This is a genomic window from Acidianus infernus (genome assembly GCF_009729545.1).
Lineage (GTDB): Archaea > Thermoproteota > Thermoprotei_A > Sulfolobales > Sulfolobaceae > Acidianus > Acidianus infernus.
Map to the genome: position 1 here is coordinate 16568 of NZ_WFIY01000004.1, position 25005 is coordinate 41572.

General features: G+C 35.2%; 27 protein-coding genes and 6 pseudogenes. 21 read left to right on the forward strand and 12 right to left on the reverse strand.

Features of this window, described 5'->3' with window-relative positions:
* Positions 1-82: 82 nt before the first annotated feature.
* Together D1867_RS00190 and D1867_RS00195 are read right to left on the reverse strand one after the other, a co-directional pair.
* Positions 83-535, reverse strand: a complete 453-nt coding sequence (locus D1867_RS00190; protein WP_155862300.1) for a hypothetical protein — start codon at positions 533-535, stop codon at positions 83-85.
* Positions 536-866: 331 nt separating this feature from the next.
* Positions 867-1118 (reverse strand): hypothetical protein, encoded by a 252-nt coding sequence (locus tag D1867_RS00195; protein ID WP_155862301.1) that lies wholly within the window; start codon positions 1116-1118, stop codon positions 867-869.
* A gap of 784 nt (positions 1119-1902) precedes the next feature.
* Here D1867_RS00195 and D1867_RS12295 point away from each other — a divergent pair.
* From D1867_RS12295 to D1867_RS00240, 10 genes are all read left to right on the forward strand, one after another.
* Positions 1903-2115, forward strand: coding sequence for a hypothetical protein (locus D1867_RS12295; RefSeq protein WP_240872137.1), 213 nt, complete (start codon positions 1903-1905; stop codon positions 2113-2115).
* Between the two features lie 413 nt (positions 2116-2528).
* Positions 2529-2876, forward strand: a complete 348-nt coding sequence (locus D1867_RS00205) for a hypothetical protein (protein WP_155862302.1) — start codon at positions 2529-2531, stop codon at positions 2874-2876.
* 8 nt (positions 2877-2884) lie between these two features.
* On the forward strand, positions 2885-3583 hold the full coding sequence (locus D1867_RS00210) for an RAMP superfamily CRISPR-associated protein (RefSeq protein ID WP_155862303.1): 699 nt from the start codon (positions 2885-2887) through the stop codon (positions 3581-3583).
* A gap of 20 nt (positions 3584-3603) precedes the next feature.
* Complete coding sequence (csx7, locus tag D1867_RS00215; RefSeq protein ID WP_155862304.1) at positions 3604-4413, forward strand: type III CRISPR-associated RAMP protein Csx7; 810 nt, start codon at positions 3604-3606, stop codon at positions 4411-4413.
* Positions 4388-5185 (forward strand): RAMP superfamily CRISPR-associated protein, encoded by a 798-nt coding sequence (locus D1867_RS00220; RefSeq protein ID WP_155862305.1) that lies wholly within the window; start codon positions 4388-4390, stop codon positions 5183-5185. Before csx7 ends, D1867_RS00220 begins: the two co-directional genes overlap by 26 nt.
* Complete coding sequence (locus D1867_RS12575; protein ID WP_276608421.1) at positions 5182-5307, forward strand: hypothetical protein; 126 nt, start codon at positions 5182-5184, stop codon at positions 5305-5307. Before D1867_RS00220 ends, D1867_RS12575 begins: the two co-directional genes overlap by 4 nt.
* Complete coding sequence (locus tag D1867_RS00225; RefSeq protein WP_155862306.1) at positions 5307-7727, forward strand: HD domain-containing protein; 2421 nt, start codon at positions 5307-5309, stop codon at positions 7725-7727. Before D1867_RS12575 ends, D1867_RS00225 begins: the two co-directional genes overlap by 1 nt.
* Positions 7696-8268: an RAMP superfamily CRISPR-associated protein gene (locus tag D1867_RS00230; protein ID WP_155862307.1), complete on the forward strand. Its 573-nt coding sequence runs from the start codon at positions 7696-7698 to the stop codon at positions 8266-8268. The genes D1867_RS00225 and D1867_RS00230 overlap by 32 nt, the downstream gene beginning before the upstream one ends.
* Positions 8265-9176: a hypothetical protein gene (locus tag D1867_RS00235; protein WP_155862308.1), complete on the forward strand. Its 912-nt coding sequence runs from the start codon at positions 8265-8267 to the stop codon at positions 9174-9176. Before D1867_RS00230 ends, D1867_RS00235 begins: the two co-directional genes overlap by 4 nt.
* The gene (locus tag D1867_RS00240) at positions 9177-9947 is read left to right on the forward strand and encodes an RAMP superfamily CRISPR-associated protein (RefSeq protein ID WP_155862309.1); all 771 of its coding nucleotides are present in this window, start codon (positions 9177-9179) and stop codon (positions 9945-9947) included.
* Positions 9948-10413: 466 nt separating this feature from the next.
* Here the strand turns inward: D1867_RS00240 and D1867_RS12735 are convergent, their stop codons facing one another.
* From D1867_RS12735 to D1867_RS12745, 4 genes and pseudogenes are all read right to left on the reverse strand, one after another.
* Positions 10414-10578, reverse strand: a complete 165-nt coding sequence (locus tag D1867_RS12735; protein ID WP_420809281.1) for a TM1812 family CRISPR-associated protein — start codon at positions 10576-10578, stop codon at positions 10414-10416.
* 128 nt (positions 10579-10706) lie between these two features.
* Complete coding sequence (locus D1867_RS12300) at positions 10707-11012, reverse strand: hypothetical protein (protein WP_240872138.1); 306 nt, start codon at positions 11010-11012, stop codon at positions 10707-10709.
* A 128-nt stretch (positions 11013-11140) separates the two neighbouring features.
* The gene (locus D1867_RS12740) at positions 11141-11191 is read right to left on the reverse strand and encodes a hypothetical protein (RefSeq protein WP_420809282.1); all 51 of its coding nucleotides are present in this window, start codon (positions 11189-11191) and stop codon (positions 11141-11143) included.
* Positions 11192-11206: 15 nt separating this feature from the next.
* Positions 11207-11368, reverse strand: a pseudogene (locus tag D1867_RS12745) (CRISPR-associated CARF protein Csx1); the annotation flags it as partial.
* Positions 11369-12196: 828 nt separating this feature from the next.
* Here D1867_RS12745 and D1867_RS00250 point away from each other — a divergent pair.
* The 6 genes and pseudogenes from D1867_RS00250 to cas6 form a co-directional block, all read left to right on the forward strand.
* Positions 12197-13537, forward strand: a complete 1341-nt coding sequence (locus D1867_RS00250) for an ABC transporter substrate-binding protein (protein ID WP_338077891.1) — start codon at positions 12197-12199, stop codon at positions 13535-13537.
* Positions 13534-14361 (forward strand): carbohydrate ABC transporter permease, encoded by an 828-nt coding sequence (locus D1867_RS00255; protein ID WP_420809271.1) that lies wholly within the window; start codon positions 13534-13536, stop codon positions 14359-14361. Before D1867_RS00250 ends, D1867_RS00255 begins: the two co-directional genes overlap by 4 nt.
* A complete protein-coding gene (locus tag D1867_RS00260; RefSeq protein WP_155862311.1) occupies positions 14358-15158 on the forward strand; it encodes a carbohydrate ABC transporter permease in 801 nt (266 codons plus the stop codon). Before D1867_RS00255 ends, D1867_RS00260 begins: the two co-directional genes overlap by 4 nt.
* The gene (locus tag D1867_RS00265; RefSeq protein ID WP_155862312.1) at positions 15155-16126 is read left to right on the forward strand and encodes an ABC transporter ATP-binding protein; all 972 of its coding nucleotides are present in this window, start codon (positions 15155-15157) and stop codon (positions 16124-16126) included. The genes D1867_RS00260 and D1867_RS00265 overlap by 4 nt, the downstream gene beginning before the upstream one ends.
* 153 nt (positions 16127-16279) lie before the next feature.
* Entirely contained in the window at positions 16280-16555 is a 276-nt protein-coding gene (locus tag D1867_RS12310; RefSeq protein ID WP_240872139.1) for a hypothetical protein, read from the forward strand.
* 48 nt (positions 16556-16603) lie between these two features.
* Positions 16604-16942, forward strand: a pseudogene (gene cas6 / locus D1867_RS12315) (CRISPR-associated endoribonuclease Cas6); the annotation flags it as partial.
* A gap of 88 nt (positions 16943-17030) precedes the next feature.
* On the opposite strand, the gene D1867_RS12320 reads toward cas6, so the two are convergent.
* From D1867_RS12320 to D1867_RS00285, 4 genes and pseudogenes are all read right to left on the reverse strand, one after another.
* Positions 17031-17279, reverse strand: a complete 249-nt coding sequence (locus D1867_RS12320) for an AAA family ATPase (RefSeq protein WP_240872141.1) — start codon at positions 17277-17279, stop codon at positions 17031-17033.
* 50 nt (positions 17280-17329) lie between these two features.
* Positions 17330-17470 (reverse strand): hypothetical protein, encoded by a 141-nt coding sequence (locus tag D1867_RS12325; RefSeq protein ID WP_240872142.1) that lies wholly within the window; start codon positions 17468-17470, stop codon positions 17330-17332.
* A 15-nt stretch (positions 17471-17485) separates the two neighbouring features.
* Positions 17486-18008, reverse strand: a pseudogene (locus tag D1867_RS00280) (hypothetical protein).
* A 214-nt stretch (positions 18009-18222) separates the two neighbouring features.
* Positions 18223-19575, reverse strand: coding sequence for an MFS transporter (locus D1867_RS00285; RefSeq protein ID WP_155862313.1), 1353 nt, complete (start codon positions 19573-19575; stop codon positions 18223-18225).
* 991 nt (positions 19576-20566) lie between these two features.
* Here D1867_RS00285 and D1867_RS00290 point away from each other — a divergent pair.
* The 4 genes and pseudogenes from D1867_RS00290 (at position 20567) to D1867_RS12750 (ending at position 21239) form a co-directional block, all read left to right on the forward strand.
* Positions 20567-20806: an antitoxin VapB family protein gene (locus D1867_RS00290; protein ID WP_155862314.1), complete on the forward strand. Its 240-nt coding sequence runs from the start codon at positions 20567-20569 to the stop codon at positions 20804-20806.
* Between the two features lie 33 nt (positions 20807-20839).
* Positions 20840-21025, forward strand: a pseudogene (locus tag D1867_RS00295) (XdhC family protein); the annotation flags it as partial.
* A 6-nt stretch (positions 21026-21031) separates the two neighbouring features.
* Positions 21032-21154 (forward strand): annotated as a pseudogene (locus D1867_RS00300) (alcohol dehydrogenase); the annotation flags it as partial.
* Positions 21155-21179: 25 nt separating this feature from the next.
* Positions 21180-21239 carry a hypothetical protein gene (locus D1867_RS12750; RefSeq protein ID WP_420809283.1) on the forward strand — a complete coding sequence of 20 codons (60 nt, stop codon included), beginning with the start codon at positions 21180-21182 and terminating at the stop codon, positions 21237-21239.
* A gap of 23 nt (positions 21240-21262) precedes the next feature.
* On the opposite strand, the gene D1867_RS00310 is transcribed toward D1867_RS12750, so the two are convergent.
* Both D1867_RS00310 and D1867_RS12755 read right to left on the reverse strand, forming a co-directional pair.
* Entirely contained in the window at positions 21263-23674 is a 2412-nt protein-coding gene (locus D1867_RS00310) for a DUF973 family protein (RefSeq protein ID WP_155862315.1), read from the reverse strand.
* A gap of 86 nt (positions 23675-23760) precedes the next feature.
* Positions 23761-24042: pseudogene (locus tag D1867_RS12755) on the reverse strand (transposase); the annotation flags it as partial.
* Positions 24043-24264: 222 nt separating this feature from the next.
* Between D1867_RS12755 and D1867_RS00315 the strand changes: the two are divergent.
* Positions 24265-24993, forward strand: coding sequence for a glycosyltransferase (locus tag D1867_RS00315; protein WP_155862316.1), 729 nt, complete (start codon positions 24265-24267; stop codon positions 24991-24993).
* Positions 24994-25005: the final 12 nt, after the last annotated feature.

Consider the following 25005-nt stretch of genomic DNA (forward strand, 5'->3'; position numbering starts at 1 on the left):
AAAAAGCTTGAGAAGTTGTTCAAATTAACGTTCTTGCGAAAGAAATTGAGTAATAATTAATTGAATAAAATAATAATTACCTCTATCTTAATATATTCCATAGTCTGTCTATAACAGCTAACAAATCTGTAGCTAACCACAGTGGGATTGACTTTGACACGAATCCTTCGTTCTCACTTATGACTACAGGTTCTTTGTTCTCAACTTCTTTCGGAATTATCTTCGCAACTTTGTAGTAAGTTTCAACCACGTTGTTTATCACTGCTGGGTTCTTTACGACATTCATAAAATATTGGCGCAAAAGTGACGGTAAACCATACTTTTCGAGTTTTGAAACTGTCTCTGCTATGTTGCTTAATTTTGCGAAACTGAGTTCATTGGTTGGTTTCGTTGGTGGTGTGACTAGGAATGTTGGGTTTTCAACACCCGCTTTTTTCGCCAACTTTATGACTTGGGTAGGATTGGTTAAGTATAACTCATTAATTTGGTTGGCCAACTCGCTAACTAGACTTTCACTGTTTTTTTGGCTTACCATGTGAGAAAGAAAAGCGTGAGACTAAAAAAGAAAATTCGTGAGGTTAACTTCCTTTCCTTTGGATTGCAAACGCAATTAAAAGAAACAAAACTGCAAGAATTCCAAATGCGAATAGATACAGCACAAAATCCAGGCTAGACAACAAAGAAGGCGAGAGAGGAAGATGGGCATAAGTGGCGAAAACACCGTTAAGAAGGCCGAGTAATAAAAATGTTACTACAATGAGAAAGAGAATTGTGAATACGAATAGAAGGACGAAGAATGCGGAATAGTTAGATTCAGACATTAAAAAAATGAGAGATCAAGAAAATAAAAATAAAACAGCTTTGTTTTAAGAACCATGCACTTTTTCGCAAGCTTCCATGAAATCTTCGCCTTCATCTAGAATATAGTGAATCAACAACTCATTCTTTTTAATTAGCTCCTTGAGTTCACTTGATGGGACTGAATATCCTGTTGGTGTTTCGAGCCCTTCATTTCTGAGATAAAAATGCGTCATAGCTAACGTAAAATCATATGGATGTTTTTTGAGAATCTTTGCCTGTTCAAACGCTTGTCTTAACTTGATACAATCTACTTTCATTTTCTCCCTCTCTCTTTAATCTTTTCTCTCAACTTAAAATATTCTTCAGCAACCTCCAGCGTATGACTCCGCATAATATGGTTAGCAAGTACTCCAAAATTCCTATAGTGGTTATGACAATAAGGACAGAATCCATTCGCAATTAACCAATAATGTTTGCGGAAATATGCGAGTACTACCTTATGTGAAACTTTCGTATCGCGGGAATAAGATAGGATGCGTTTAATCTTCAGAACTCTCCTCTGCAGAGGGGAAAGTATTAACAAACCGCTTTCCGCACTCTGCATTATTTAAAAAATCAACAATACTTTATAGTTGGACACACTTATTATAATTTATGGAAAAAGCTTATGACTTTGAGGTAGAAGCTCTCCAGAGGTGGTTAGAGATTATCTCATGAATCCTGAAAACTTAATGAAATACCTCATTTTAAGGATTTAAAACGAGTTGACGATGGCTGGGAGTTATATGTAAGCTGGTTATTTACAATAAAATTAAAAGTTAAGAGAGTTTTCACTAATACAGATATCATCTATTTAGTGGAAAAAGTGAAGGTTTAATAAAGATAAAATCCAGTTTAAGGTTTACAATTTTTCCTTCGAAAGAGGAATTACTATAGTAAGGTTAGTATTCTTTTATGATGGACCATTTGAAAGTATAGTCAAGGGGCAAGCTACTGCGTTCTATAGAAAGGGAAAGGAAGTGTTTAAAACTGAAATGACAAAGGAAAAAAAGGATTCAAGAGGAACAGAAGGGCGTAAAGGGAGAAGTATCAATTTACAAAATGAAAACGATATTTTCGGGTAAAATAAATAAGGATGAGTTAGAAAAGTATCTGGAAATAGCGATGGTTAAGAGCGTTAATTCAACAGTTGTTGTAATTTTATCTGATGAGAGAAATATTGTAGAGATAAAATTTAAGGGAGGAGAGCTAGTGGCGCAGAAAGGGGATTTAGACAGTCTTTCGTCTCCAATAACAATATTAATAAAGCAATAAAGGTTTTATTATGAAAATTTTTCTAGAAAATTATAACTTTTATCATTTAGAATCTTGAATGTTTTTATCTTAATTTCAATCCTTTATAGTTTAAGGGTATCTAATAATTTATAAATAAAGAGAAGAAATTTACCTATTCCTCGGAGGGTGACAGTGTATTATCCCTTAAGCCGTTGCTGAATTAGAAAAGCCACGGGTAAACGCTTAGTATGGGTTTACGTGCCTTTTAGTTTTATTTTTTCCTAAGTACTTAAAAGGAACCTTTAGTGCTGCATGGTTCTACTTAGTGTTGAACGGTGAAGTTTTGCTCCCCTTAACCCCCAGTTTTGTAAAATTCAAAGCTCATTAACTCAAAGGTTTAAGTAATCTTAAGGAAGAGTAAAGTATTTAATATACCGTATTAAGAATCTTATGTGTCCCAACAGATTACTACTCAAAAGCTCCTCGATATGGCGACAGAAATAGCTGTTTCAGGGAAAAGAGAAAGACTATCCTCAACTCAAATAAACTCTTTTCTAGAGTACGCACAACAGAGTAGGAACGTAGAATTACTTTCTCTTTTCATTATAAGACAGTCTCAAAGAGGCCATTTCGTGAATACAGGGAAACTCTTGGTTAAGTACATTACTCAACTTAACGATATAAACATGGCGATAGAACTTTTAGGATATGTAAAATGGTTAAACGAAGCGATAGAGGAGACTAGAATAGATTTTAACACTAAGACTTTCCAAGATTTACTCAAGCAATTAACTCAATAGGTGGGATCGTGGATTTTTCAATATTTCAAGTCTTATATGAGATTACAGGGAAATTAACCAACTTATCTCCTTTAAGGATAGGAACTGGAAAGGTTGCACGCTTCGACGAGCCTACAGATAATCCAATAATAACCATTAACGGTAAGCCTTACGTGCCAGGATCCACAATGAAAGGGGCTTTAAGAAACTTAGTCGAAATGTATTCAAAAACAAAAGGATGGAAGGTAATTTATCCTTATGACTTCAGCAAAGATGAATCAGAGATTTACAAGGACTGTGTTCCGTGCTATTTATTCGGCTCAACTGAAAGTGCCTCCAGGGTTTTCGTCTTTGATTCCCCAATCTCTTCTGAGTACGTAAGGACTTACAGGACAATGGTGTCAATTAATAGGACATTTGGCGCACAACAGCCTGGGAACCTTTACACACTTGATTACATTGAGCCTGGTGCCTCCTTTGACTTTAGGATGAGAGTTTTTAACTTGGATTTAGAGTCTCCCACAGAGGATACGGAAAAGAAGGCAGTTGAAGCGCTTAGGTTTGCCTTGTCTCTTTTAATGAATGAAGGAATAATGATAGGGAATAGGAAGAGCATAGGTTTAGGATTAGTAAAACTTGAGAGTCCCAAGGTGAGGAAGTTTACTCTAAAGGACGGTGGGCTCAAGGAAGAGGAAGTTGATATTAAGAGAATCTTGGGTGAGAAGTAACGTTCGTCCACGAGGTACTATTGAGGAGAGTTGAAATAAGGGGGATAGTAAGGAACATCTCTCCTCTGAGGATAGGGAATAGGGACGTAGTTGACTTTACTTCAATTACTAAAGTCCAATTATTAAAGAACAGCAGAGGGATTCCTTTCATTCCAGGCTCTTCGTGGAAGGGAGTCTTTCGCTCCACAGGCGAAGTAATAGCCAGAAAGAAAGGGCTAAAAGTGTGCACTGGATTAACTAAAGAGACTTGTGTAGATAAGATCCCAGATTTTCAGGAGCTTATAAAAAAGGACATTGAAAAGGCAAAGAAGGTCTTCTGGGAAAAGACTTGCTTAAATTGCAAAGTCTTTGGGGCACCTTCAATCTTATCTTCCGTGTACTTCTTTGATTCTTATCCCTCTAATTATAAAATAGGAGTTAAGACAATCATTGCAATAAGCAGGGAAAATGGTGCAGTCTCTAAGGGAGCTTTAGCTACAGCAGAATACGTTGAACCAAACTCAACCTTTTCCTTCTTACTGCTAGGTGAGAATATGCCAAATTACGCAATTGGTTATATTCTCTCAATAATGAAGGAAATTCACTACGGTTATTCTCAGGTTGGAGGTTATAAAAGTAGGGGTTTCGGTTTCGTAAAATTCGATAAATTGCAGATGAGGATTACTCATTATTCAGAGAAGAGCGGTTCTAATTCATCTCTTTCACCTTTAGACGAATTTGACTTAAAGGCAGATTATACGCAGGATGAATTAAGCGGAGACGAGTTCTTTAAGAAGAATTCCTCCCTCCTAGAGGTGTTTAATAATGCGAGGATTCAGTACCCAATGTAAATCCGAGCCTACTCCTAGGAATGTAGGAGAAAAGAGGAAAGTACACGTAAAGATTAGCGTAGTGTCGGAGTACTTTCACGTATCTCAAAATCCTAAGCCCATGCCGTTAATTGTTGAGAAGAACGCAGACGCCATCATTTCTCAATTCCTTGGCACTGGAAGAGCGGAAGTGCAGGCTGAGAGGGACGCAGTCTATTTCACCAGAGTTAGTGACGATATAGTTATTCCAGCAAACACTGTTAGAGGGGCTGTAAGGAGTAGGCTTGAAGTACTCTTTGATTGCTCTTGTTACAACTCGTTGGGCAATAAGCCTTCCACCAGTGTCTCTAAAAAATATAAGGAAATATTCAAACCTAGGAGAAAGTACAGTGACGACCTAGAAAATGAAGGAAAAGTTTGCCCAGTTTGTAACGTTTTCGGCACAGCGGGCTTAGCCAGTAGGATAACTTTTACAGACTTTAAATTAACGGCGGGTAAGGTAAGTTACGTTAACGTTCAAGGTTATACTTACGAAGTTGCAACTAAGAATTCAGTATTTGAAGGTGACGTAATAGGTAACCTTAGCAGAGAGGAGTGGGGGATGGTTTTGTGGGGAATGGGTTGTAGGAAGGGTAAGTTTAAGGTGATTTTGATGGGTAGGTTTAAGTTCCAGAGGAGGGACTTTGCTAGGGTAAAATTTGAAGTTAACGACCAAGACTTGATTAAAGCCTGTGAGGAATTCGAAACTAAGTACTCCAAGTACTTGCACGACGTGGAGGAGGATTGGGAATGAGGATTTGCATAAAGAGGGATCTTTCAATTACCTTTGAGGAGAAAGAATGCGTTAAGATAGTGGAACTTGAGGAGGAAGGAAGAAAATTGAAAGCAGAAAACGTTGAATACTTGAAGGGGTGATGAAGACGATAAGGGGAGTTTACCTCAACGGAGTAAAAATAACTGACGAAAACAAGAACAAGGAAGCTAGGGAGGAATTAAAGAGGCTAGTTGTAGAGTTAATGCTTACAAGTGAAAGTGGAGATGTTGATTTGTTAACTGATTACTTGTCACTTATAATTAAAGCCCCCCTACTTTTACCCTACATACCTTACTCCGGGAAAATATTATTAAATAACTTTGACTTCCTAACTTCGTATATAGCAACTAGGAGAAAGGAGTTTATAGAAAGCGGAGAAGAACTATTAAAAAGACGTACTTCAATACCTAAGAGTTTCGCAGAAGTAATTTACGGAGGTAGGATCGATACGTTTAACTCATTAAGGACAATATTTGAAGCATTAAGCACGACTCCTGCAGACACTAGGCCTGGCTTAAACTTTGTTCCCTTGTCATCTCACCTAACGTTAACTTCACTCATAGGTTGGCTGGAACAGCCTTACTCTCAAGATTTACCTTACTTAAGGCTGGCTTCAATACTGCATGACATTGGTAAGTTAACTTCCCCTTCTCACCATTTAACCGAAGGAATAGAATTCATGGAAGAAGTTATTAAAGAACTGGAGCTGGAGGAAAAGAATATAAAAAAGAATATAAACTTGGACGAGCTAAAGAAGGCTTTAGAATTAATTAGAACACACCATAATAGGGACGACAGCATAGTTAAGAGGGCTGACCACGTTGCTTCATCCGTTGATAGATTAATTGATGAAGTGAAAGAGATAATTCAAAGCATAGAAGAGTGCAAGCCTTTCCTAGAGTGTTACGAAGCCGGAGCTAAAGCTGAGTGCATGGAGCAAATTAAATACGACGAGAAAGACTACATAACCTGCACAGAAAAATTGTATGATGCTTTACATAAGAAGGAAAAAGTTAGGGAGAAAGACGACGTTGTTAGTAACTATGAATGCCCTTCCATTGAAGGTAATAAAGGCTCAAGTGGTAACGTTAAAGGCTACTTATACTTCATCGACTTCCCCGGTGTACAGTCGTTCATAAATTACTTCTCCAACTTGAGGGATTTATCAGCTGCAAGTTTCCTAGTTGATTTCTTATCGTCAACTGTTCCCTTCCTCCACTTAGATAAGCTCCACAGAGGAAAGACATTCTTACCACCTGAGGCTTTATTATCTTCAATGGGAGGGCATTCATACATAGTAGGTAGGGCGGATGTTAACCCAGAAGATTTCATAAATAAACTAAAAGAGGACAAAATATTTAAGGAACTGGACGTTAACTTAAAGGTCAGTTGTGTCCCATTCTATTACGACAATCACGTCATTAGTTACGATTCTTTATCGGAAGTAATAAGGAAGACTAACCTGTATTCCCTTATGCTCAACTTTAAGGAAGAAGTATTATCTTACGGCTTACACAAGGTTTGCGACAGTTGCGGAATAAGGCCCGCAGTATACTTTGAAGGTGATTACGCTTACTGTAAGAGGTGTTATTTCGTTCATCAGCACTCAGGAAATAGGGGAGTAATGGCTAAGCTAAACTCAAAGTTTTACGTAGTCGGCGAACCTTGGGAGTATAAGAAGGAGGGAGAAGAGGAAATAGACCCTATGGAGAAAATTGCCGAAAACTCAAATTACATTTCAGTAATAAAATTTGATGGAAATGACGCAGGAAAGTACTTCAAGGACTCGCTTACCTTTGGTGAGTACAGCGCAAAGAGCTTTTGGGTAGATTATGCTGTAAAGAAGGCATACTACGACACTTTGAAGGAATTAGGTGAAGAAGCAATGATGATCCCAGTAGGAACTTTATACATTGGAGGAGACGAAGGAGTGATAATTTCTCCAGCCTCAATATCTTTACGTTTTGTTTTATCTTTCATAAAGAAGGCTGAGGAAGAAGCAAGGTTGTCTTTCAAGGTTGGAGTAATAACTGCAAAATACGACCATCCAATACAGTTCTTAATAAACGCTACAGACAAGCTAATGGAGGAAAGTAAATATGCAAAGTCAACTGTAGGAGTTTTAACTACATCAAGTTTCTTATCAGATAGAGCGGTTGAGGAGGAGATGGAGAAGTTTAAGGAAATATACTCTCCTAAAATAACTTTAGATGAGCTCGATAAGTTGGTATCGCTTGTAATTAGGCTGAAGACGAAGAATAAATTTAAGCACGCGGTCTCCAGTCTAGATGAAGCGTTGGAGTTATACTTAAACAGTGGAAAAGATTTGCTCAAACTTCTAGCTTACTTAGTGAGGGAGAGGCAGAGGGTTGAAGATGACGACGAGAAGGAGCTTTATAAACTTATACTAAAGACGTACAAGGAGGGTTTCGTTAACTTGTTAGGTTATTATCACGTTTTAAAAACTTTCGTTTTAGGTGAGAAGAAAAATGATAATAAGAGTAAAAGCAAAAACCCTTAATTCACTAACTGTAGGAGGTAACACTTCAATAGGTTCAGTTGACATCAGCTTTAACGAACTGGGCATTCCAGGGTCTTCAATAAAAGGGGCCATGAGGACTGCAATAAGTAAGGCAATTGAGGAAGGGGAAGTGAGTGGCTATAGTTCGTGCGGAGAAATTGAGCCTTCAAAGATGAGGGATTGCGACGTTTGCAGGGTATTCGGATATCCAAACCACGAAGGAATTGTTAACGTTCACGGAGTTAAAATTGCCCCTCATGCAGTGTTAACTAGAGTTAAAATAGACGATGCAACCTTAAAGGCAATGGATAAATCCCTCTTTAAGCAGGAGGTTATAAAACCAAACACGGAGTTCGAATTCATAGTAGAAGTGAAAGACAACGCTTCGTGCAGGGAGATAAAACTAGTTCTCCTCTCATTGTTTTACCTAAGGCTTTGGAGGTTGGGTAGAGGAGGAATGATTGATTTGAAGGTTGAAGAATTTCCCCAAGGCTGTGATTTCTCAGACTTGGAAAGTTTAAAGAGGTGGTTGTGGGAATGATGAAGGTAATAAAATTGAAAATAAAGGAGCCTATAGCGTTCTCTTCTAGGAGAATAAAAAGCTACTATTTCTCATCAGCAGATTATTTACCTGCACAGACTATTAGAGGTGCAATAATTGCATCAAAAGGAGATTACTCTCTCTTAGATAGTTACTATACTTCCCCAGCATACCCAGTGGTTGGCGAGAAGCCTTCAGTTCCTTCTCATGCGTTCTCCCCTGCAAAAAGCAGGAAGTGTAAGAAATACGAGGAGGAAAAAGGAATCTTAGAAAGGTTAAAGAAAGAGGGAGAGAAGCTCTTAAAGGAATATCCCTACCCAGTGGAGGCAAAGCCTAAGGTAGGTGATTTAATATATCTAACAAGTGAGGACGAGAAGCGTAATTATTATGAGAAAGTTGAAGTGCCCTCAATAATTACTCAACACGTAGCAATCTCAAAGAAGACCGGGTCAAACGAAGGGGGAATGCTTTACGCTTACGAATACAAATTACTTGACAAGGTTTGGTTTTTAGCCTCAGACGATCTAAAGCTGAAGGATTTGAAGATAGGAAAAGGTAGGAATAGGGGTTTCGGCAGTGCTGAGGTCGAGAGCGTGAAAGAAATAGACCTAGAAGAACCTAAGGATGGTGACGTAGTTTACTGCCTTTCCCAATGCTTGCCTTCCTTCGAGAAGAAATTTTTTGACTACGATTTCATTATAGGAAAGACAGAACTTTATTTAGGCTGGTTTACTAGGAGCTTTGACGGAAAAATAATCACTGGTCAAAAGCCCGTAATTAAGGTAATGTCTCCAGGAAGCTTAGTGAGGTTAAATAAAATTTACGACCTCGACTATTTAAAGCCTGCAGGTTTGAATTTCATGATTAAGGTTTCGGACTTAGGAGAATTGATTAAGAAGGTGATGTAAATGGTTTCATATCTATTCAGGCTGTATTTCAAGCCTGTCTCGCCACTTTTAATAGGAGGAATAAGGGAAGGGGTAGAGACGTACTTCCTAGAAGAGAGAGGAGAGAAAATAATACCATTCAGCTCGTGGAAAGGAGCCTTTAAGAGGGTTAGCGAGTTAGTTGCAAAGTCTTATAACGATCCAATCTTGAAATCTCATATTGACGACGGGCACGAGAATCCACCTAGCGATGAGGCTGAGAAAATTGCAGAAAAAGTTTGCGAGAAATCTTGTAAAGGGAGCGAATTGAAGAAGACCGAATACGGTTTCCTTTTCTCCGCAGGAGGAAGTTACAATAAGAAAGAAGTCGTCGACCTTATTTCCAAGTTTTTAGCTTATAAACAATGTCCAATAGAGGGAATTTACGGTTCTGAGCTATTTGCAGGAAAGGTAGTTTTCTCCGATTCGTTGATTTCTTCCTCAACGCTTATCGAATTAACTAGGACTACCATAGATAGGAAAACTTGGACTGTGAAGGAAAGGCACCTTTATACAGAGGAACTACTTTTCCCTGACAAGATCGAGGTTAAAGTGCTACTAAGAAATCCTAATGACAAGGAGATAAAGCTGTGGAAGGAAACCTTGGACTTCATTGAGAAACTCGGTTTGCAGATTGGTAACGGAAAAAGCAAAGGACAGGGATTATTGAACCTAGATGTAAAAGAAAGCACGTTTAGAAAGGTTGACGGGACGAAAATAAGCCCAGAAGAGAATATAGAGAAATTTAGATAGTTCTCAAGATTGTGTCCAACTATTTTAGTAGGGTGGTGGTAATATAAGGAGCAAATACAAGCTCTAAGCTAGAACGTCTCTTATGTTTTTTCATTTAGTAGTAAGCGTGATAGGGTGGACAAGGTAATTCTGCCTTTCCCATGTACCTTACTCCCGTAATTTCCTTAATTGTTGTTCTATGAGAGATCTAAGGGGATAAGATATACTATCTTAAAAACCCTCCCTAACTTCTTTAAACGCCATAGAAATTGCTGTTTTACCGTAGCCTATTGGTGCTGAAATAAAATAATTATCTTGTTGATTTTATCACGTAATCTAGGAATGGCCTTTCCTCAAGTTTTTCTTCACTTCGTTATCCAATTCAGGTACCCCACCTTATTGTTAGCCTCATGAATCTCCCTTATGGCCATGTTTAAGAACTCAAAATTGTCAGAAGCTAAAAACATGTAAAAGATATTTTAAAGCATTAGCAATAGCTCATGCAAATTTCTCCATTCTCTTTCCATAAATACGTAACGTTTTGTTCAAAACCTACATGAGCTAATAGATTTCTCTTATCAGCTTGGCAAATAGATTTTGGAGAAATTTTAGAACATCTAATGACAGCAAGAAGTTGAGGTTTATTACTAATTGAAGTTTTTCTATGATATCAATTTCGTTCTCAACTAGCTTTGATATTAGTTTCTGATGTAGAGAATATTTTTGCTAGATTTTTGATATCGCTAATTTTAACACAAGAACTGTCTGGTATGTTACCAATTATTTTTCTATGATGGATAATAATGAATGCAAATAGCTTAATTCTATAGGCATTGTATCTTTATAGACAGGTTTATTACTAGTATCGAACTTAATTCCGAAATTATTATAATCCAAAATTTTTATCTTTTCTTCAACACTCTTTATACATTGTTCGATTTTTCTTCTAGAAAGTATTACAAATGGAAATATGCCAGAAAATAAGGCATTAGCATTAGAGTAAATTAAATCAGAGTTACAGTTATTTATTCTCTTTAAAACTTTATTTGTGATATTATTCTTATTTTCATTAGATAGAAAAGGCATTAGAACTGAGAGTAAGACTTGTCTAACGCACAGTCTCTCTGAATATACCTTGGCAATGTTATATGGACCGGAGTACCCTTTAATTACGGGCTCGGAGTCGAAAATTTCTAGATCTATGGAATCTCTTCCTAGTAAGTATAAGTTGCCAATCTTATAGCATCTGTCGCAAGTAAAGGCATATAATTTATCCCATGAGTAATGTCAATATCTATCTCATCTGGCTTCTCATTTTCAAGAATCTTAAGAGTATTATAATAGATAAAGTTAAAGTAAAGTGTTTTTCCATCAGGCTGAGTAAATTTATCTCCATAAATATTGGGGACTACTATAACACTCTCATTATTTAATTGTAAACTACTTTTAACGAGGTTTGAAACGTAATTTGAACACTTAACGTAGTCATTATAATTTGGGTCAGTGCATAAGCTAAGTCAAGCATATACTCTATATTAAGTGCTTCTTTAATTGCCTTAAAACTAGCTTTATATGTGTATTTTTTCCATCTATTGTATATGTTACTTCGTCATAGTTTCTAGGATTTCCTATTGGAGCAAAAGTATCTTCATAAAAATTAAATCAGGATTAGTAGCGTCAGATTATATCTCGGCAAACAAGTTAAGAGGAGGAGATAAGGGATTTATTAATGTAGTCAGAAAGTTTGATGAAATGTTCATGAGAAATATTAATAATTTCTATTAGTTATAATTAAGTATTTAAAGAGATTTTTAACTAGTATATTTACGAGCTAATTGAAATGTCCTTGAAATAGAATAGTCTTCCTTACTAATCTGTGTTTATTTTAGATTTAAATCTATGATACTCATAATCTTTAGTAATAAATTCGATTATATTGAATGATGATTAATCTTCAAATAATTCTATATTATTAGTTTTTAAGAAATAAGTCAGTATAAGAGTTATTTGTTTTAAAATAATTTTCAATAAGATATTTTATATTATATTTTAAGTATATATTAACTATATTGAGAAATACTAGGTATACTCTATTTCTTAGATTATAATAATCATTCAATATCAAAGATTTAACATTACTATTCATAGAAAGTAATGATAGTCCCATAAACAAAAACAAAGATTAAATTTACTCAAATATGTATAAAATAGATGATACAGGAATTAATTTTTTATACAATTTAAGCATATAGTAATACGGGGTTTTAAAAGTGAATAGAAAATTAAGGAAAGCCTTAGGTAAAACAGCTTTAATCGCCATAATTGTCATATTGGTAATAGCAGTAGTGGGAGGGATAGAATACTATTTGGCAACATACCATCCCACCACTAAAGTAACAATAAATTATTATGATGACCTTGCCCCTTCAGAGGCTAAGGCATTTGATGATTATATAATACCGCAATTTGAAAAACTCTATCCTAATATTACTGTTCATTTAACAGTAGAAAGTGCTCCAGATATAGTGAGTACAATAGAAGCTTTAGAAAAAGGAAATGATGTAGGGGCTACTGTAATAGCTGAGGATAACATGATTATAGGCGAGCTGTTATGTGCTGGAGATCTCATGAATTTAACTCCTTATGAATCTATTATCTCACCTCCTAGTATGATACCTTCAATGGTCAATTTGATGCATTATGAGCAATCAGTGTATCACGGTATCTATTTCATTCCATTTAGGGGAAACATACCATTAGTCTGGTATAATAAAACAGTATTTAATGAACTTCATCTAACACCACCACAAAATTGGACTCAATTACTGCAAGATGCTAAAATAATATATCAGAAAACTGGAGTGAAGCCAATAATGTTCCAAGGTCACGGTGGAGCTAGTACTGCAACTGAATTATACCAGTGGATGGTTCAAGCTGGAGGAAACCCATTCGTTTTTAATGATTCTGGAGACATAGAGGCATTTACGTTCTTGGATGAACTCTCTTCCTATATGAACCCAGCATATATTCATGGATATTGGGGTAGCTATAAGGGTTTAGCAGATGGCGAATACTATATCCTAGACTATCAATGGCCATACATATACGCTACAATGAAATCTGAGGGAATAAATGTTACAAATATAGGATTCTATCCTGGTCCAGCAGGACCAGTAAACAATGATCATTTAGTAGGTGGAGATGTTTTAGCTATACCAAAGGGTGCCACTCATTTGCATGATTTACTGATATTTATAAAGTTCCTATTGTCAACTCAAGTACAGAGGGATATAATAACAATACTTGGAGAGCCAGCAGTCAATGCTAAAGCGTACCAGAACTTACCATCTAACATTTCAGCTCTATTCAAGGCTGAAGAAGAGGCATTCCAATCCGCATTCTTTAGAGAGCCCGTACCTTGGATAAGCTATTGGAATACTGTAGCTGATAAAGTATTTGATCAAATAGTAGTAGATCATGCTCCAATTTCTGAAATACATTCAATATTAAATGAAGCTAATGCAGAAATGTACACTTACTTAAAGACAACTTACAACTCTACAGTAGCTAATGAATATGAGCAAGGAGTATTCGCACCACTCTATGGGTGAGTAAATTGAATCAAAATTTAAGGTACCTATTTTTTACTATTCCAGCTATTATTTATATTGGAGTTTTCGCGTTTTATCCTTCATTTGATGCTATTTATTTAAGTTTTTTAAATAATGCTGGTCATTTTACACTTAATAATTATAAAGAGTTATTTTATTTTAATATTTATGGAACTATATTAAATACTATAATAGTCACAGTAGGTGCTCTATTAATACAACTATTTTTAGGTTTAGGTATAGCCTCAATTTTGACTAGAGAATTTAGAGGAAAGAAAGCATTCTCCACTTTAGCTATAATACCTATGGGAGTCGCTACCATTGTAGCCGCAATTACTTTCTCCTTTATCTTTCAAACCACTGGAGGCTATGCCAACTCTTTCTTACATTTCCTTCATTTACCAACTGTTAACTGGTATGCTAATACCTGGATTTCTCTTCTTGTAGTAATGATATCAGATAGTTGGAAAAACACTCCAATAGTCACTTTGATATTACTTTCTGGAATGATGTCGATACCAAAAGACCTTTACTACGCTGCGGCTTTAGATGGAGCAGGCCCAATAAGAAGGTTTATTCATATTACTTTGCCTAACTTAAAGAGTTTTATAGCAATAGCCTTAATAATAAGAGGTGTTAGCGAATTTAACATATTTGCGTTACCTTTAGTCTTAATAGGATATCATCCTCCACTACTTACAACGTTAGCTTACGAGCTATATTCGACTACAACAATTTACTTGTCAGCCGCAGCTGCAGTAATTCTATTAGCTTTCATTTCAGTTCTTATATTCGTTAATATAAAAATAGGTGGTAGGAGATGAAATTTGGATATATAGCTGTCATAATATTTTCAATATATTTCCTCTTACCGCTCTACATTCTAGTAATGATAGCCTTCAGCCCTGCAAAATATACTATAGGCTCTCTTTATCCTCCACTCACATTTAAGGCATTTACATTGAACAACTTAATATACGCATTCACTCAATATGACTTTCTACACCCGTTTATCAAGAGCCTTTCAGTAGCTACGCTAGTAGGAATAATGGGATTAGCGTTAGGTATACCTGCAGGATATGGGTTAAGCAGATTACCAGGAAGGATAGCTTATCCCATCCTAGTTCTCCTGTTGATTACTAACATGATTCCAGGAATAGTTGTAGCCATACCTATTAGTGCTGAATTTATAAGACTTCATCTGTTTGATACTATTCCGGGGCTAGCCTTAGTACAGGAGTTAATAACATTACCTTTAGCTACTTTCATAATACAGGGTACTTTTTCTGCTATCCCAAGAGAAATTGAATATCAAGCTAGAATAGATGGCGCTTCTACACTATCTTATTTCAAAAATGTTTTGATACCTTCAGCATTGCCAGGAATAGTGTCTGCATTCCTTATTTCCTGGATGTTCTCTTGGGATGAGTTTACTTATGCAGTCATCATTTCTCCAATACATCCTACTTTACCAGTAGAGATTTACTTGAATATTACAAGAGGAAATGAATTAGCAGCAGTAGCTTTTTCTCTTGTATTCACAATACCCGTAATTATCCTCACACTTTTCTTGCAAAAATATCTAAAAGGTGAATACTTAGCAGGAGGTGTAAAAGCATGATTCAGCTTCAAGAATTAACAAAAAGGTATGGGAATAAGGTAATATTAGATGGAGTAACAGAGACAATAGAAACCGGGGAGTTTTTTGTCATTTTAGGACCAAGTGGAGCAGGAAAAAGTACTTTACTTAAAATCCTTGCAGGAATAGAAAAATTAGATAAAGGTAAAATAATAGTTGATGGAAAAGATATCACTAATCTACCACCGGAAAAAAGAAATGTAGCAATGGTATTCCAGAACTACGCTCTTTATCCAAACATGACTGTTTATGATAATATAGCCTTTCCATTAAAAATGAAGAGAATGACAAAAGATGAAATACAGAAGAGAGTAGAAAGAGTAGCAAAATTACTGGGGATCACTGATATCTTAAAAATGAACGTAACTAAGATAAGTGGTGGGCAACAACAAAGGGTGGCATTAGCTAGGGCTATAGTGAGAGAACCGTCCTTTTACCTGCTTGATGAACCATTGTCAAACCTTGACGCTAGGGTTAGGTTTGTAGCCAGAGGAGAATTAAAAAGAATCCAGAAGGAACTTAATGGTACGTTTATTTATGTTACTCATGACCAAAAAGAAGCAATGAGCTTGGCTGACAGAATAGCTGTTCTTCATAATGGAAAATTTGAACAAGTTGGGACTCCTACTGAACTTTACGAATATCCTAAGACAAAATGGGTTGGAGAATTCATAGGAGACTATCCAATGAATTTCTTACCGGGAAAGGTAATTGGAGAGGATAATATAGAAATAGGCTTCAGACCAGAGTGGACAAAAATAGGTGGGGATCTAAAAGGTATTGTAGAGTCGGTGGAAGTCCTAGGAGAGACGACTTATCTTTCCTGCAAAGTCGACGAGTATAAAGTAATTATAGAATCAAAGGAAATGTACGATATTGGAGATGAAGTTACGTTTAGTATAGTGAAATTCAGAAGATTCAAGGATGGTTTTCTCATTGATAAAGAATAAAGTTTTTTATTATATGTCGAAAAGGAAATTATGATTTATAATTTTAACTTTACATTGAGAGTTAAAAATGAAGTTAATAATACAGCCTTTTAGTTCTAAAATTTCAAGAATTGCCATATCTAACGTTTCACAATACTACGTAAAAATGCTGATTTGCCCGGAATAAAGCCCTTTAGGATTACTGCGATAAAAGATTCTAAGCCTTTATTCTCTACTGGTAAAAAATTTCTTAAATTGATTCCAGATAAAAATTATTCATTTACTTTAACTTCTATTTCTGAAGAATTATTTAATGAAGTAGTCAATACCCCTTCTTTAAGATTTAAAATCTATTCTACAGAAGCAGAGATTGAACTTAAGAATGTTGAAATTATAAATCAAAACGATATTATTTTAGAAGATTCAGATCTTATTATATACAGTTTTTAACACCGACGTTATTGCAGCCTCCAAGGCCTTCATTTAAAAGGAAATCGTTATGTTCTTTTTCCTTACTCACCTTTTATTCTTTCCTCTTTGGCTACTCATTGGAATAATTTCTCTGACATTAAAATCTCAGGTATTAGTGGATTAAAATCCCTTTACTATTTTAGGGAAGTATCATATAATTTAATGCCTATTACTGTTCCATACGATAAAGGCAAAGTGAGAGGATTCATAGGCTGGGCTAAATTTGCCTTAGATGCTAGAAGAAATTCTAAACTTAGAGAAAATATAAGAAGACTCTTAGCTTACGGTAACTATTTTGGTGTAGGGAAATCTAGAGCCATAGGTTTTGGAGAAATAAGGGCATTTCCTAGGAATCAGAATGTTTAAGTTATAAATAAAAGAAATATCCTATTTTATTTAATGAAGAAATATTTTGGAAATATGTTCCGTACTACTTGCCATATCGATATTTAAATTATCGTATAGAAATATATATTAGTCCTTTTATATTCAACTTAGAGCAAAATGGTACTATTAGAAACATTGAGACAAATAACTTCCAGCCTTTTACGTTATGTATTTCGTCAAAAATTAAATAATTTACGTCATTATCGTAAACTTCGTAGATAGCTTGCTCAATGTTCCTTAAATCGTTGCTACTGATTCCAAAAAGACTTTCATCATCAAAGTTAAGGTAGACAAACTTTACTTTCAATTCCTTCATTAATATTAATGATAAGGTAGATTTTCCAGACCTTCTGATTTCTAATATCGCTAATACGTTAGAAATCTATCAATATCTTTCAAGTCCCTTTTTACGTAATTTTGTGAAAGCTTTTCCTCTATTAGGTCTTTTTGATCAGCTACCAATCTCTTAGCTTCTTCTGTGTTCATTTTATGGAGTATATATTCCACCAATCTTACGAAACGTCACTCATTAATGTTTATCTTTTTAAAAAAAATTGTAGTTAATAGTCCCACTATTCCAATCATTTTTATTATATCTCCTATAATCGATATAATTCCTAGGTTAACTAAATATAGAGGTAGACCAGCAGTGAACACTACAGCTCCCCAGAAAGAATATGTTACTTTAATCTTTTTAGTAGTAAGATAAATTGAAATTCCAGCTACTGGCTCAAGTGTGTATCCTATAAGAATTATCTCAATACCCGTGAAGTTGTCTAGAGAGGCTAAGATAAGACCAAAGAAAGCGATTATAATTGCGGAAAGCGCGAAATAGTCCATTATTTTAGGTTTATCTAGTTTTGATTTATGATGAGAATATAATGATGGCAAGGCAAGAATCCACACAATCCACATAATTAATTATGAAAGGTAAAGATACTGCGTATGTTAATCCTCTTAAATCTAATAATATTGGACCAACCAAAATTATAACTGAGGCAATTAAACTTATTACATTTCCCTTCATCAAATACGTCGTTATCATAATTTAAATTATCATTGTATGATTTTAAAATAATATTAAGAAAAATAAAATAAAAATCCTTCTAATGACCTTGATTATTATTGTCTAATTAAGTACGACTTTATACTTTAATACTTGGGGAAGAAAATGCATCAATATATTAATTATACTGAATTCAATTAATTACAAATCTAATAAATTATATAATTATGATTAAAAATTAAGAAAATAAAAATTATTTCGAAATATCCTCCAATTTCCTTCCAGTGGTCTTAGGCCCAAATATTCCTATATCTAAGGAAACTATTGCTATAAATACCCATATTATACCGAAAGTAGCAACTAACCCAAGAGGCAAGAAAAAGGCCGTTATCATTAATACTAGAATTGAAGTAGAAAATCTGCTAATACTATAGACCAATCCTGCACCAGTTGACCTTACTCTAGTAGGAAATATTTCAGCTTGATATGTATGGAAGAAATTAGAGAAATTCCATAAACTAAAAGCAACTAAAAACCCTAACAAAACTGTTAACGCTATGCTAGAAGTAAGTGCAAAGGCGGTCCCCAATATTCCTGCAGAAATCGCAGAACCTATTATACCATATTTCCTATCCACCTTGTCTATAATAAAGTAATTAAAGATACTTCCAGCAATGAAACCAGTATCTATCAGGATGGAAAATAGTAGAGTATTTACGAGACTTATTCCTTTATCCAAAAGAAATTCAGGAGCTAATACTACAAAGCCATAGAATATTCCAGATTGGAAGAATTGAAATATAATCATCATTATCGTTATTTTCCTTAAGCTGCGAGAAAATAATTCAGAGATCTTGGAATGTTCCTCTACAACTTCAGTTTTCTCCGGCTCAGGTAAAGTTTTACCTTCTCTTAATACTTCATTTTCCCACTTTTCAACAATTGCGTCAGCCTCAGCTATTCTTCCTTTACTCTCTAACCAACGTGGAGATTCATCTAACCTGGTTCTCAAAGCCCAAACTATTAAAGCTGCAGCTCCCATAAACCATAAGGGAATTCTCCATGAATAATAATTAAGAGGATGAGAAGAGAAGTAAGTGATCAAAGCTATTACCGGTGCAGAAGTAACTGCAAGAGTATAAACTAAAGCAACTCCTCTACCTCTAAACTTTGCTGGCATCATTTCAGAAGTGTAAGTATCAACTAAAGGAAACTCTCCTCCAACTCCAATGCCTGCAATAAACATTAAAGCAGCGATAACGTAAAAATTACTCATAAATCCTGCTATTATTGAACCAAATCCAAAAAGTAATAAATTTACTAGGAAAACTGTCCTCCTACCCTTTAAATCTGCTAATCTACCGAAAAGCACACTACCTAAAGTTTCGCCTAAAAAGAAAGCAGTAGTTATAGCAGTAACAGCAATAGTTATGCTTGAAAATAAAACTGAAGAAAGAACTGCTGCTATTACACCGTTTCCTAAAAGCATCAGAGTTTCTACCCATTCTCCTCCCATGACTAAAAGAAGGAATTTATAGTGAATCCTGCTTAGAGGTAATCTTTCCATTCTTCCTATTACGTTTCCCTTTACTTTCTCGTTTGACATTGCGAAAATAAATTCTAATAAAGTGGGATAAAAAACACTCTTAAAAAGATTTTCTCATAAAACTAAATAATAGAATGAAGCTATGAAAATAACATAAATGATTTAAACTAGAGAAATATGATAATAAAATGTTGTAAATTCTTATAAATAACGTTCTTTCGCTAATTTTTCTTAAAGAAAACGTATGATTTACTTTTAATCTTATGTTAGATTTAGAATTTATATCTATTAGTTAACTTAATATCCAAGAAAAATTCAATTATAACTGCAAAACTAATAAAGCTCGCTTTGGAGTATTCTCCTTACAAGTAGATTCTGGAGTATACTCTAAAACTCGTGAATCTATAATTGTATTGCTAACAGTGAAGGATTTAGATAGAATTCAAACTTTAATTAGCGAAATTATTATAGCAAAATTAAATAGAGAATTACAAAACTATAGCTCCCACATTTGTAAGAACATTTCAACAAAAGAGTTTGTATAAATCTTTCTTTAAATTAAGAACTCGGAAATTATCTTGATCTTGCATAGGATACTAAGGATAACGAAAAGATTATATGAGATTTCTATTATCTAATTTGAATGCGGTATTTGAAGGATTTTTAATAAAAGAAAGGTCAGAATCAGTAACTTCCTCGCTTCTCCATTATCCCTACTCTAGACCCAGTTGTTATCATGAAAATCTTCGTGTCCTTCAATTTCTCGTCTCACGTTTTTAACTAATGAGAAGATTTTCTCATTGCTCTCTAATTAATTGTTAAAACTCGTCCAGAGTGAGACTTTCCTTAACCTCAAGATATATCACGCTTTATCTTCAAAGAATTTTAGCCTCCCTTCCCATCTATGAATTGTCGTATATTATATAGGTACAACTTCTTATATCTTCCAATTTTATTGATAATATTCCTATTACTTAATTATTTACACTATAATTTAGTTTTATGACTTTGACTCTTGTATTTAAAGTTTATTTACCTATAGCATGTATATATGAAGACGATAATGATAAGGGATGAGGTGTACAAGAAGTTAGTTGAAATAAAAGGTGATAAAAGTTTTAGTGATGTAATTGAAGAGTTAATCGAGGAATCCTTAAGTTTAAGGAAGAAAAGGTTAGAAAGATATTTCGGTGTACTTAGTAAGGAAGATGCTGAAGAATTAATGAAGAAGATTAAGGAGATAAGGGAGAAAAGCGATGAAAGTATTAGTAGAAAGCTCAGCAATTATTGAGTATTTAAAGGGAAATGGAAAAAGTAAAGGAAGTTAGGTTCTAAGACCGCAGAGGAAATAGCGTTAAGTATTTTAGCTGAGGTAGTGCAATTCTTAAGAGGAGGTACTGGTAAACCTCTACAAGAAATTAAGAATCCGTATTTATTATTGGAAGACGCTTTAGCTGGAAAGATAGAGGATAAATGCATGTTTATACCAAAATCATTAAGTAATGGTTGATTAAGTATGAAGGCTGCTATTTTATACCAATTTTACTCCCCTTTCGTAATTGGGAATGCTGAACCAAAAGGTTCAGGCGTTAGGGTAAATGTTAAAGCTACTGGAATATGTGGAAGAGATATAGTAATAAGGAATTAAAAAGATCTCTAAAAGTATAAACGAGGATATTAGATTAGAAAGAATAAAAAGAAAAATATATGATTTTTCAGTCTAAAACTTTTTATCAAAGGTAAGTAGTCACTTAATTAAACGGTTTAAGTAATTTACAACATCTATAGCCTTGGGCCTTCTCGAGGGGTCTGGAGATAACATAGCTTTAACCAAAGGCTTTACCTCATCAGGGACGTTAGGATCCCAACTAGCTAACTTAATTTTTGAAGCAATTACCTTCTTGTAAACACATTGCATATCACTCCTCTGGTAACAATCGAATGCCTCTTCCATGTCATTAAGATCCGGTCTGTCATTCTTTCTAGTAAGGAGTACATACATAGTCATACCTAACGCGAAAATGTCTATGGAAGAGTTTGCTACTGCTTGCTCATATACCTCAGGCGGTGAATATTCTACGGTTATTTGAGTTATCTTTCCACCTTCCTTTACAGCGCTACCCAAGTCGCCCAACTTGAACCCTACCTTGTCCAGGTCGTAAGGTTGTGATGGCTTTTCTGTTAGGAAGATGTTTTGTGGCTTTACGTCCATGTGAACATAACCGTTAGAGTGGATGACGTATAGTGCCTCCGCCACATCTCTGATAGCCCTATATACAGTCTTCTCCCACTTGCTGGAGTAATACATCATGTCGTCCATTAATATTTCTTTTAGTGTACCTCCTTCCATAAATTCCATAGCTATCATAGGTGGATTGGTTTCGTATAATTTTATATTACCTTTTGATATCCCCTCCATAACTTGTTTATCAATATAAATTCCGTAGATCTTTATTATTTTAGGACTTTTTTCTGATAAACTTACTAAATTAGAGGACTCCTCAAACAACTCTTTGAAATTCTCACTAGGATTAAAATTGCCAAGTTTCAACACTTTTAAAGCGACAAGTTTACCGTCATGTTCTCCCTTTAGAACGTATGCATAACCTCCCTCACCAATGACGTCTGAAATCCTGTAGATAGAGAGAGTCTTACCTATCCACGTTCTGGGATCCCACTGAATCTGTTTAACTGTATAAAGCTTTCTAGAAACAGTTGAGCCTAACTGTATGTTAGCCACACTACTTGGCGCGGGTTGAGGAGTCGTTTGTACTGGCGTAGGGGTGATTAAATTATAGCGTATAATTACGTCGTCACCGGCATAGGCTATTCCGTTACTAACATAAGTTGTATAAGTATAATTGCTAATGAGTATCCTCTCTGGCACACTCCAAACGTATTGATCCTTATTTCCTTTCACGGTCAAATAGTATGCCCCCTTATAGTAATTAGTTATTTTATACTTCTTCCCGTTAACTGTGATCTTTAGTGAAATCCCTTGGGGCAAGCCTACGATCCAGAAGTGTACTGGTGGTTTAATTATTTGCGGAGTGGTGTAAAGTAGTACGTATCTCGGGTGGAGCCTTTTAGTAATTATCACTGTCATGAAGTATAAAGTCGACATAAACCATATCGAAAACGATAGGTATTGGTTACAGCTGAAAATAAGACCTAGCGCACTCAAAAATACCCACATGAAGGTAGCGAAAGCACCAAATGCCTTAAGGTTTGAGTTAGGATTTGTTAGAGCATTCCCTATCCCCAACCCAGCTAGTGCTAGGAATAAATACGCGATTATGTACTCTGTAGGTGTAGTACTCGTAGCTAGCGAGAGTTCATTTGTAAAGTAGAGTGGTAATAAAGCCGCAAATAGATTATAGATAAGAGGTAACACCCACTTTTTCGAGTAGAAATATAAAATTACGAAGGCTAGGTAAAGTATGAAGTACAGAATAGAAGCGATTACTATCCCCAACTTGTAAAAGTAGTATGAGGAAAGAGTGAAAAGTGGAAATAAAAATAAGGGGTAATTGCTAGGCGATAGTCTCAAACTTAACGATGGGCTTCCTCTCTGTGTCACTATCATCCCAGCGCTAATTCTCCTTACTATCTTCCTTAATCCTAAGTAAGTAAGTATAAACCCTATGAATGTAAAGATAAAGGTAGTTATTAAGATTCCCCCGGCTTTTAATGTTCTAGAATTGTAGAATCTGCCTACTTTGTAGAAACCCACGCCAATTAAGATGTTAGCAATAATAGCCAAGATGATACCTAAGGGCAAGGAGAGGGTAATGAGATTCGCAACGTTTAAACCATAACCCTCAAATATGTTAGGCGAAAAAGTCAGCACAAAATTAAGGGATATACACACGAAAAACAAAAACAATGCTACAAGCCATAAGGTAGCGCCAGTTTTACCGGATCTAACTCTAGAGAGAAGGGAGAAGCCAGACCTTAAGTAAAGCATACCCTTAACCATAAAAATGAGGATTATGGCAACACCGACTAATAAGCTTGTGGTCGAAAGTAAGTAAATCGTCGTGACTTTTATAGCAGAGAGAATCTCCATAGTAATGCCAAACAGAAGTGGGGAAAGGATGAGATATTTAGTTCCCCTTTTTAGTCTTTCCAATGCAATGAGCTCCGAGCTGTAACTCATTGTAGAGATATTTCTAGATCTTCGATATTAAAATTTTTATGACTGGACAATCTTGTGATATTGACTTCCTCCTAGAAGGGTTCCCCTCATCGATTCGAGAAGGGCAGAGACTCATTTAAATTCATAATCGCGACTACGTCAAGATCACACGAAGAAAGTGCCTATGAGTAATCTCAATCATCTTCTTACCACACTTAGGACAAGAGACTCAGGAAATACCTAGGGTTAACATACTCCACAATCAACCCATGCTTCTTGACTTACCAACCAGTACTGAATACGACGATATTAATCAAATAAAGTTTATCGTGAAATTCAGCTGACAGTTTATTAACGTTCTTAATGGGGTTCTTAAGATTCTCCAATTTTTGTAACAGCACAAAGAAACTAAAACTTGATCTTTGATGACGCGGGTATCTGGCTTTCGAAAGGTAACAACACAAAGAAACTAAAACTTTACGTGTGTATTACCGACTACCTCTACAACTCAGGTAACAACACAAAGAAACTAAAACATTCTATATACTAGAAAGTTACACAGACAAATATCTTTATAAGTTCTACTAACCTTCTTTTTAAATAAAATAAAAATGCTGTCCATAGTGATTCCAGCGTATAACGAAGAAAGGAGGATAGGAAATACTTTAAGTAAATTGAAATCATGGTATTCGTCGTCGGAGATTATAGTTGTATTTGACGGTAATGATAATACGCCAGAAGTTGTAAAGGAATATAACGTAAAACTTTACGTAAGCAAGGAAAGATTGGGAAAAGGAGCATCGCTAAGGAGAGGTATAGAGTTCTCGTCCTATGAGAAAATCCTGTTAATTGATGCTGATTTACCGGTAACTCGTGAAGATTTGGATAAAATAATAACAACTGACGCTGATCTGGTAATTACTAACAGAAAGATTGTGGGAATGCCTTGGAAGAGGAGGTTCCTACACAAAGGCTTCATCGTTTTGACCAAGCTCTTCTTCCCTAGTCTTAGAAAGTTTAAGGATTTCCAGTCGGGAGTTAAGCTAATAAATAGGGAAAAGGTTCTTTCAGTTTTAGACAACTTGATAATAAATGACTTTTTATTCGATATAAATTTAATTTATGAATTTAAGAGGAGAGGTTATAGTGTAAAAGAAGTGGAAATAACTTACATACACGATGAGACTGATAGTAAAATTTCAAGCAAGTTGTTCAAGATAATAATCTTCATGTTCTTATCTTTACTTAAGCTGAGAGTATATTATTCCCCATTTAAAGGAATATTGAAAACTAAGGCTTTCCTTAAGGCTCAGGATCTTATTTTAAGAATTTTAAGGTAACTTGAATGAATG

Bases quoted from the DNA above. Each gene is read 5' to 3' on its own strand.
- D1867_RS00190 (WP_155862300.1), bottom strand. From the start codon at position 535: ATGGTAAGCCAAAAAAACAGTGAAAGTCTAGTTAGCGAGTTGGCCAAC.
- D1867_RS00195 (WP_155862301.1), bottom strand. From the start codon at position 1,118: ATGAAAGTAGATTGTATCAAGTTAAGACAAGCGTTTGAACAGGCAAAG.
- D1867_RS12295 (WP_240872137.1), top strand. From the start codon at position 1,903: ATGAAAACGATATTTTCGGGTAAAATAAATAAGGATGAGTTAGAAAAG.
- D1867_RS00220 (WP_155862305.1), top strand. From the start codon at position 4,388: ATGCGAGGATTCAGTACCCAATGTAAATCCGAGCCTACTCCTAGGAAT.
- D1867_RS12575 (WP_276608421.1), top strand. From the start codon at position 5,182: ATGAGGATTTGCATAAAGAGGGATCTTTCAATTACCTTTGAGGAGAAA.
- D1867_RS00225 (WP_155862306.1), top strand. From the start codon at position 5,307: ATGAAGACGATAAGGGGAGTTTACCTCAACGGAGTAAAAATAACTGAC.
- D1867_RS00230 (WP_155862307.1), top strand. From the start codon at position 7,696: ATGATAATAAGAGTAAAAGCAAAAACCCTTAATTCACTAACTGTAGGA.
- D1867_RS00235 (WP_155862308.1), top strand. From the start codon at position 8,265: ATGATGAAGGTAATAAAATTGAAAATAAAGGAGCCTATAGCGTTCTCT.
- D1867_RS00240 (WP_155862309.1), top strand. From the start codon at position 9,177: ATGGTTTCATATCTATTCAGGCTGTATTTCAAGCCTGTCTCGCCACTT.
- D1867_RS12300 (WP_240872138.1), bottom strand. From the start codon at position 11,012: ATGCCTTTTCTATCTAATGAAAATAAGAATAATATCACAAATAAAGTT.
- D1867_RS00260 (WP_155862311.1), top strand. From the start codon at position 14,358: ATGAAATTTGGATATATAGCTGTCATAATATTTTCAATATATTTCCTC.
- D1867_RS00265 (WP_155862312.1), top strand. From the start codon at position 15,155: ATGATTCAGCTTCAAGAATTAACAAAAAGGTATGGGAATAAGGTAATA.
- D1867_RS12320 (WP_240872141.1), bottom strand. From the start codon at position 17,279: ATGAAGGAATTGAAAGTAAAGTTTGTCTACCTTAACTTTGATGATGAA.
- D1867_RS00285 (WP_155862313.1), bottom strand. From the start codon at position 19,575: ATGTCAAACGAGAAAGTAAAGGGAAACGTAATAGGAAGAATGGAAAGA.
- D1867_RS00290 (WP_155862314.1), top strand. From the start codon at position 20,567: ATGAAGACGATAATGATAAGGGATGAGGTGTACAAGAAGTTAGTTGAA.
- D1867_RS00310 (WP_155862315.1), bottom strand. From the start codon at position 23,674: ATGAGTTACAGCTCGGAGCTCATTGCATTGGAAAGACTAAAAAGGGGA.
- D1867_RS00315 (WP_155862316.1), top strand. From the start codon at position 24,265: ATGCTGTCCATAGTGATTCCAGCGTATAACGAAGAAAGGAGGATAGGA.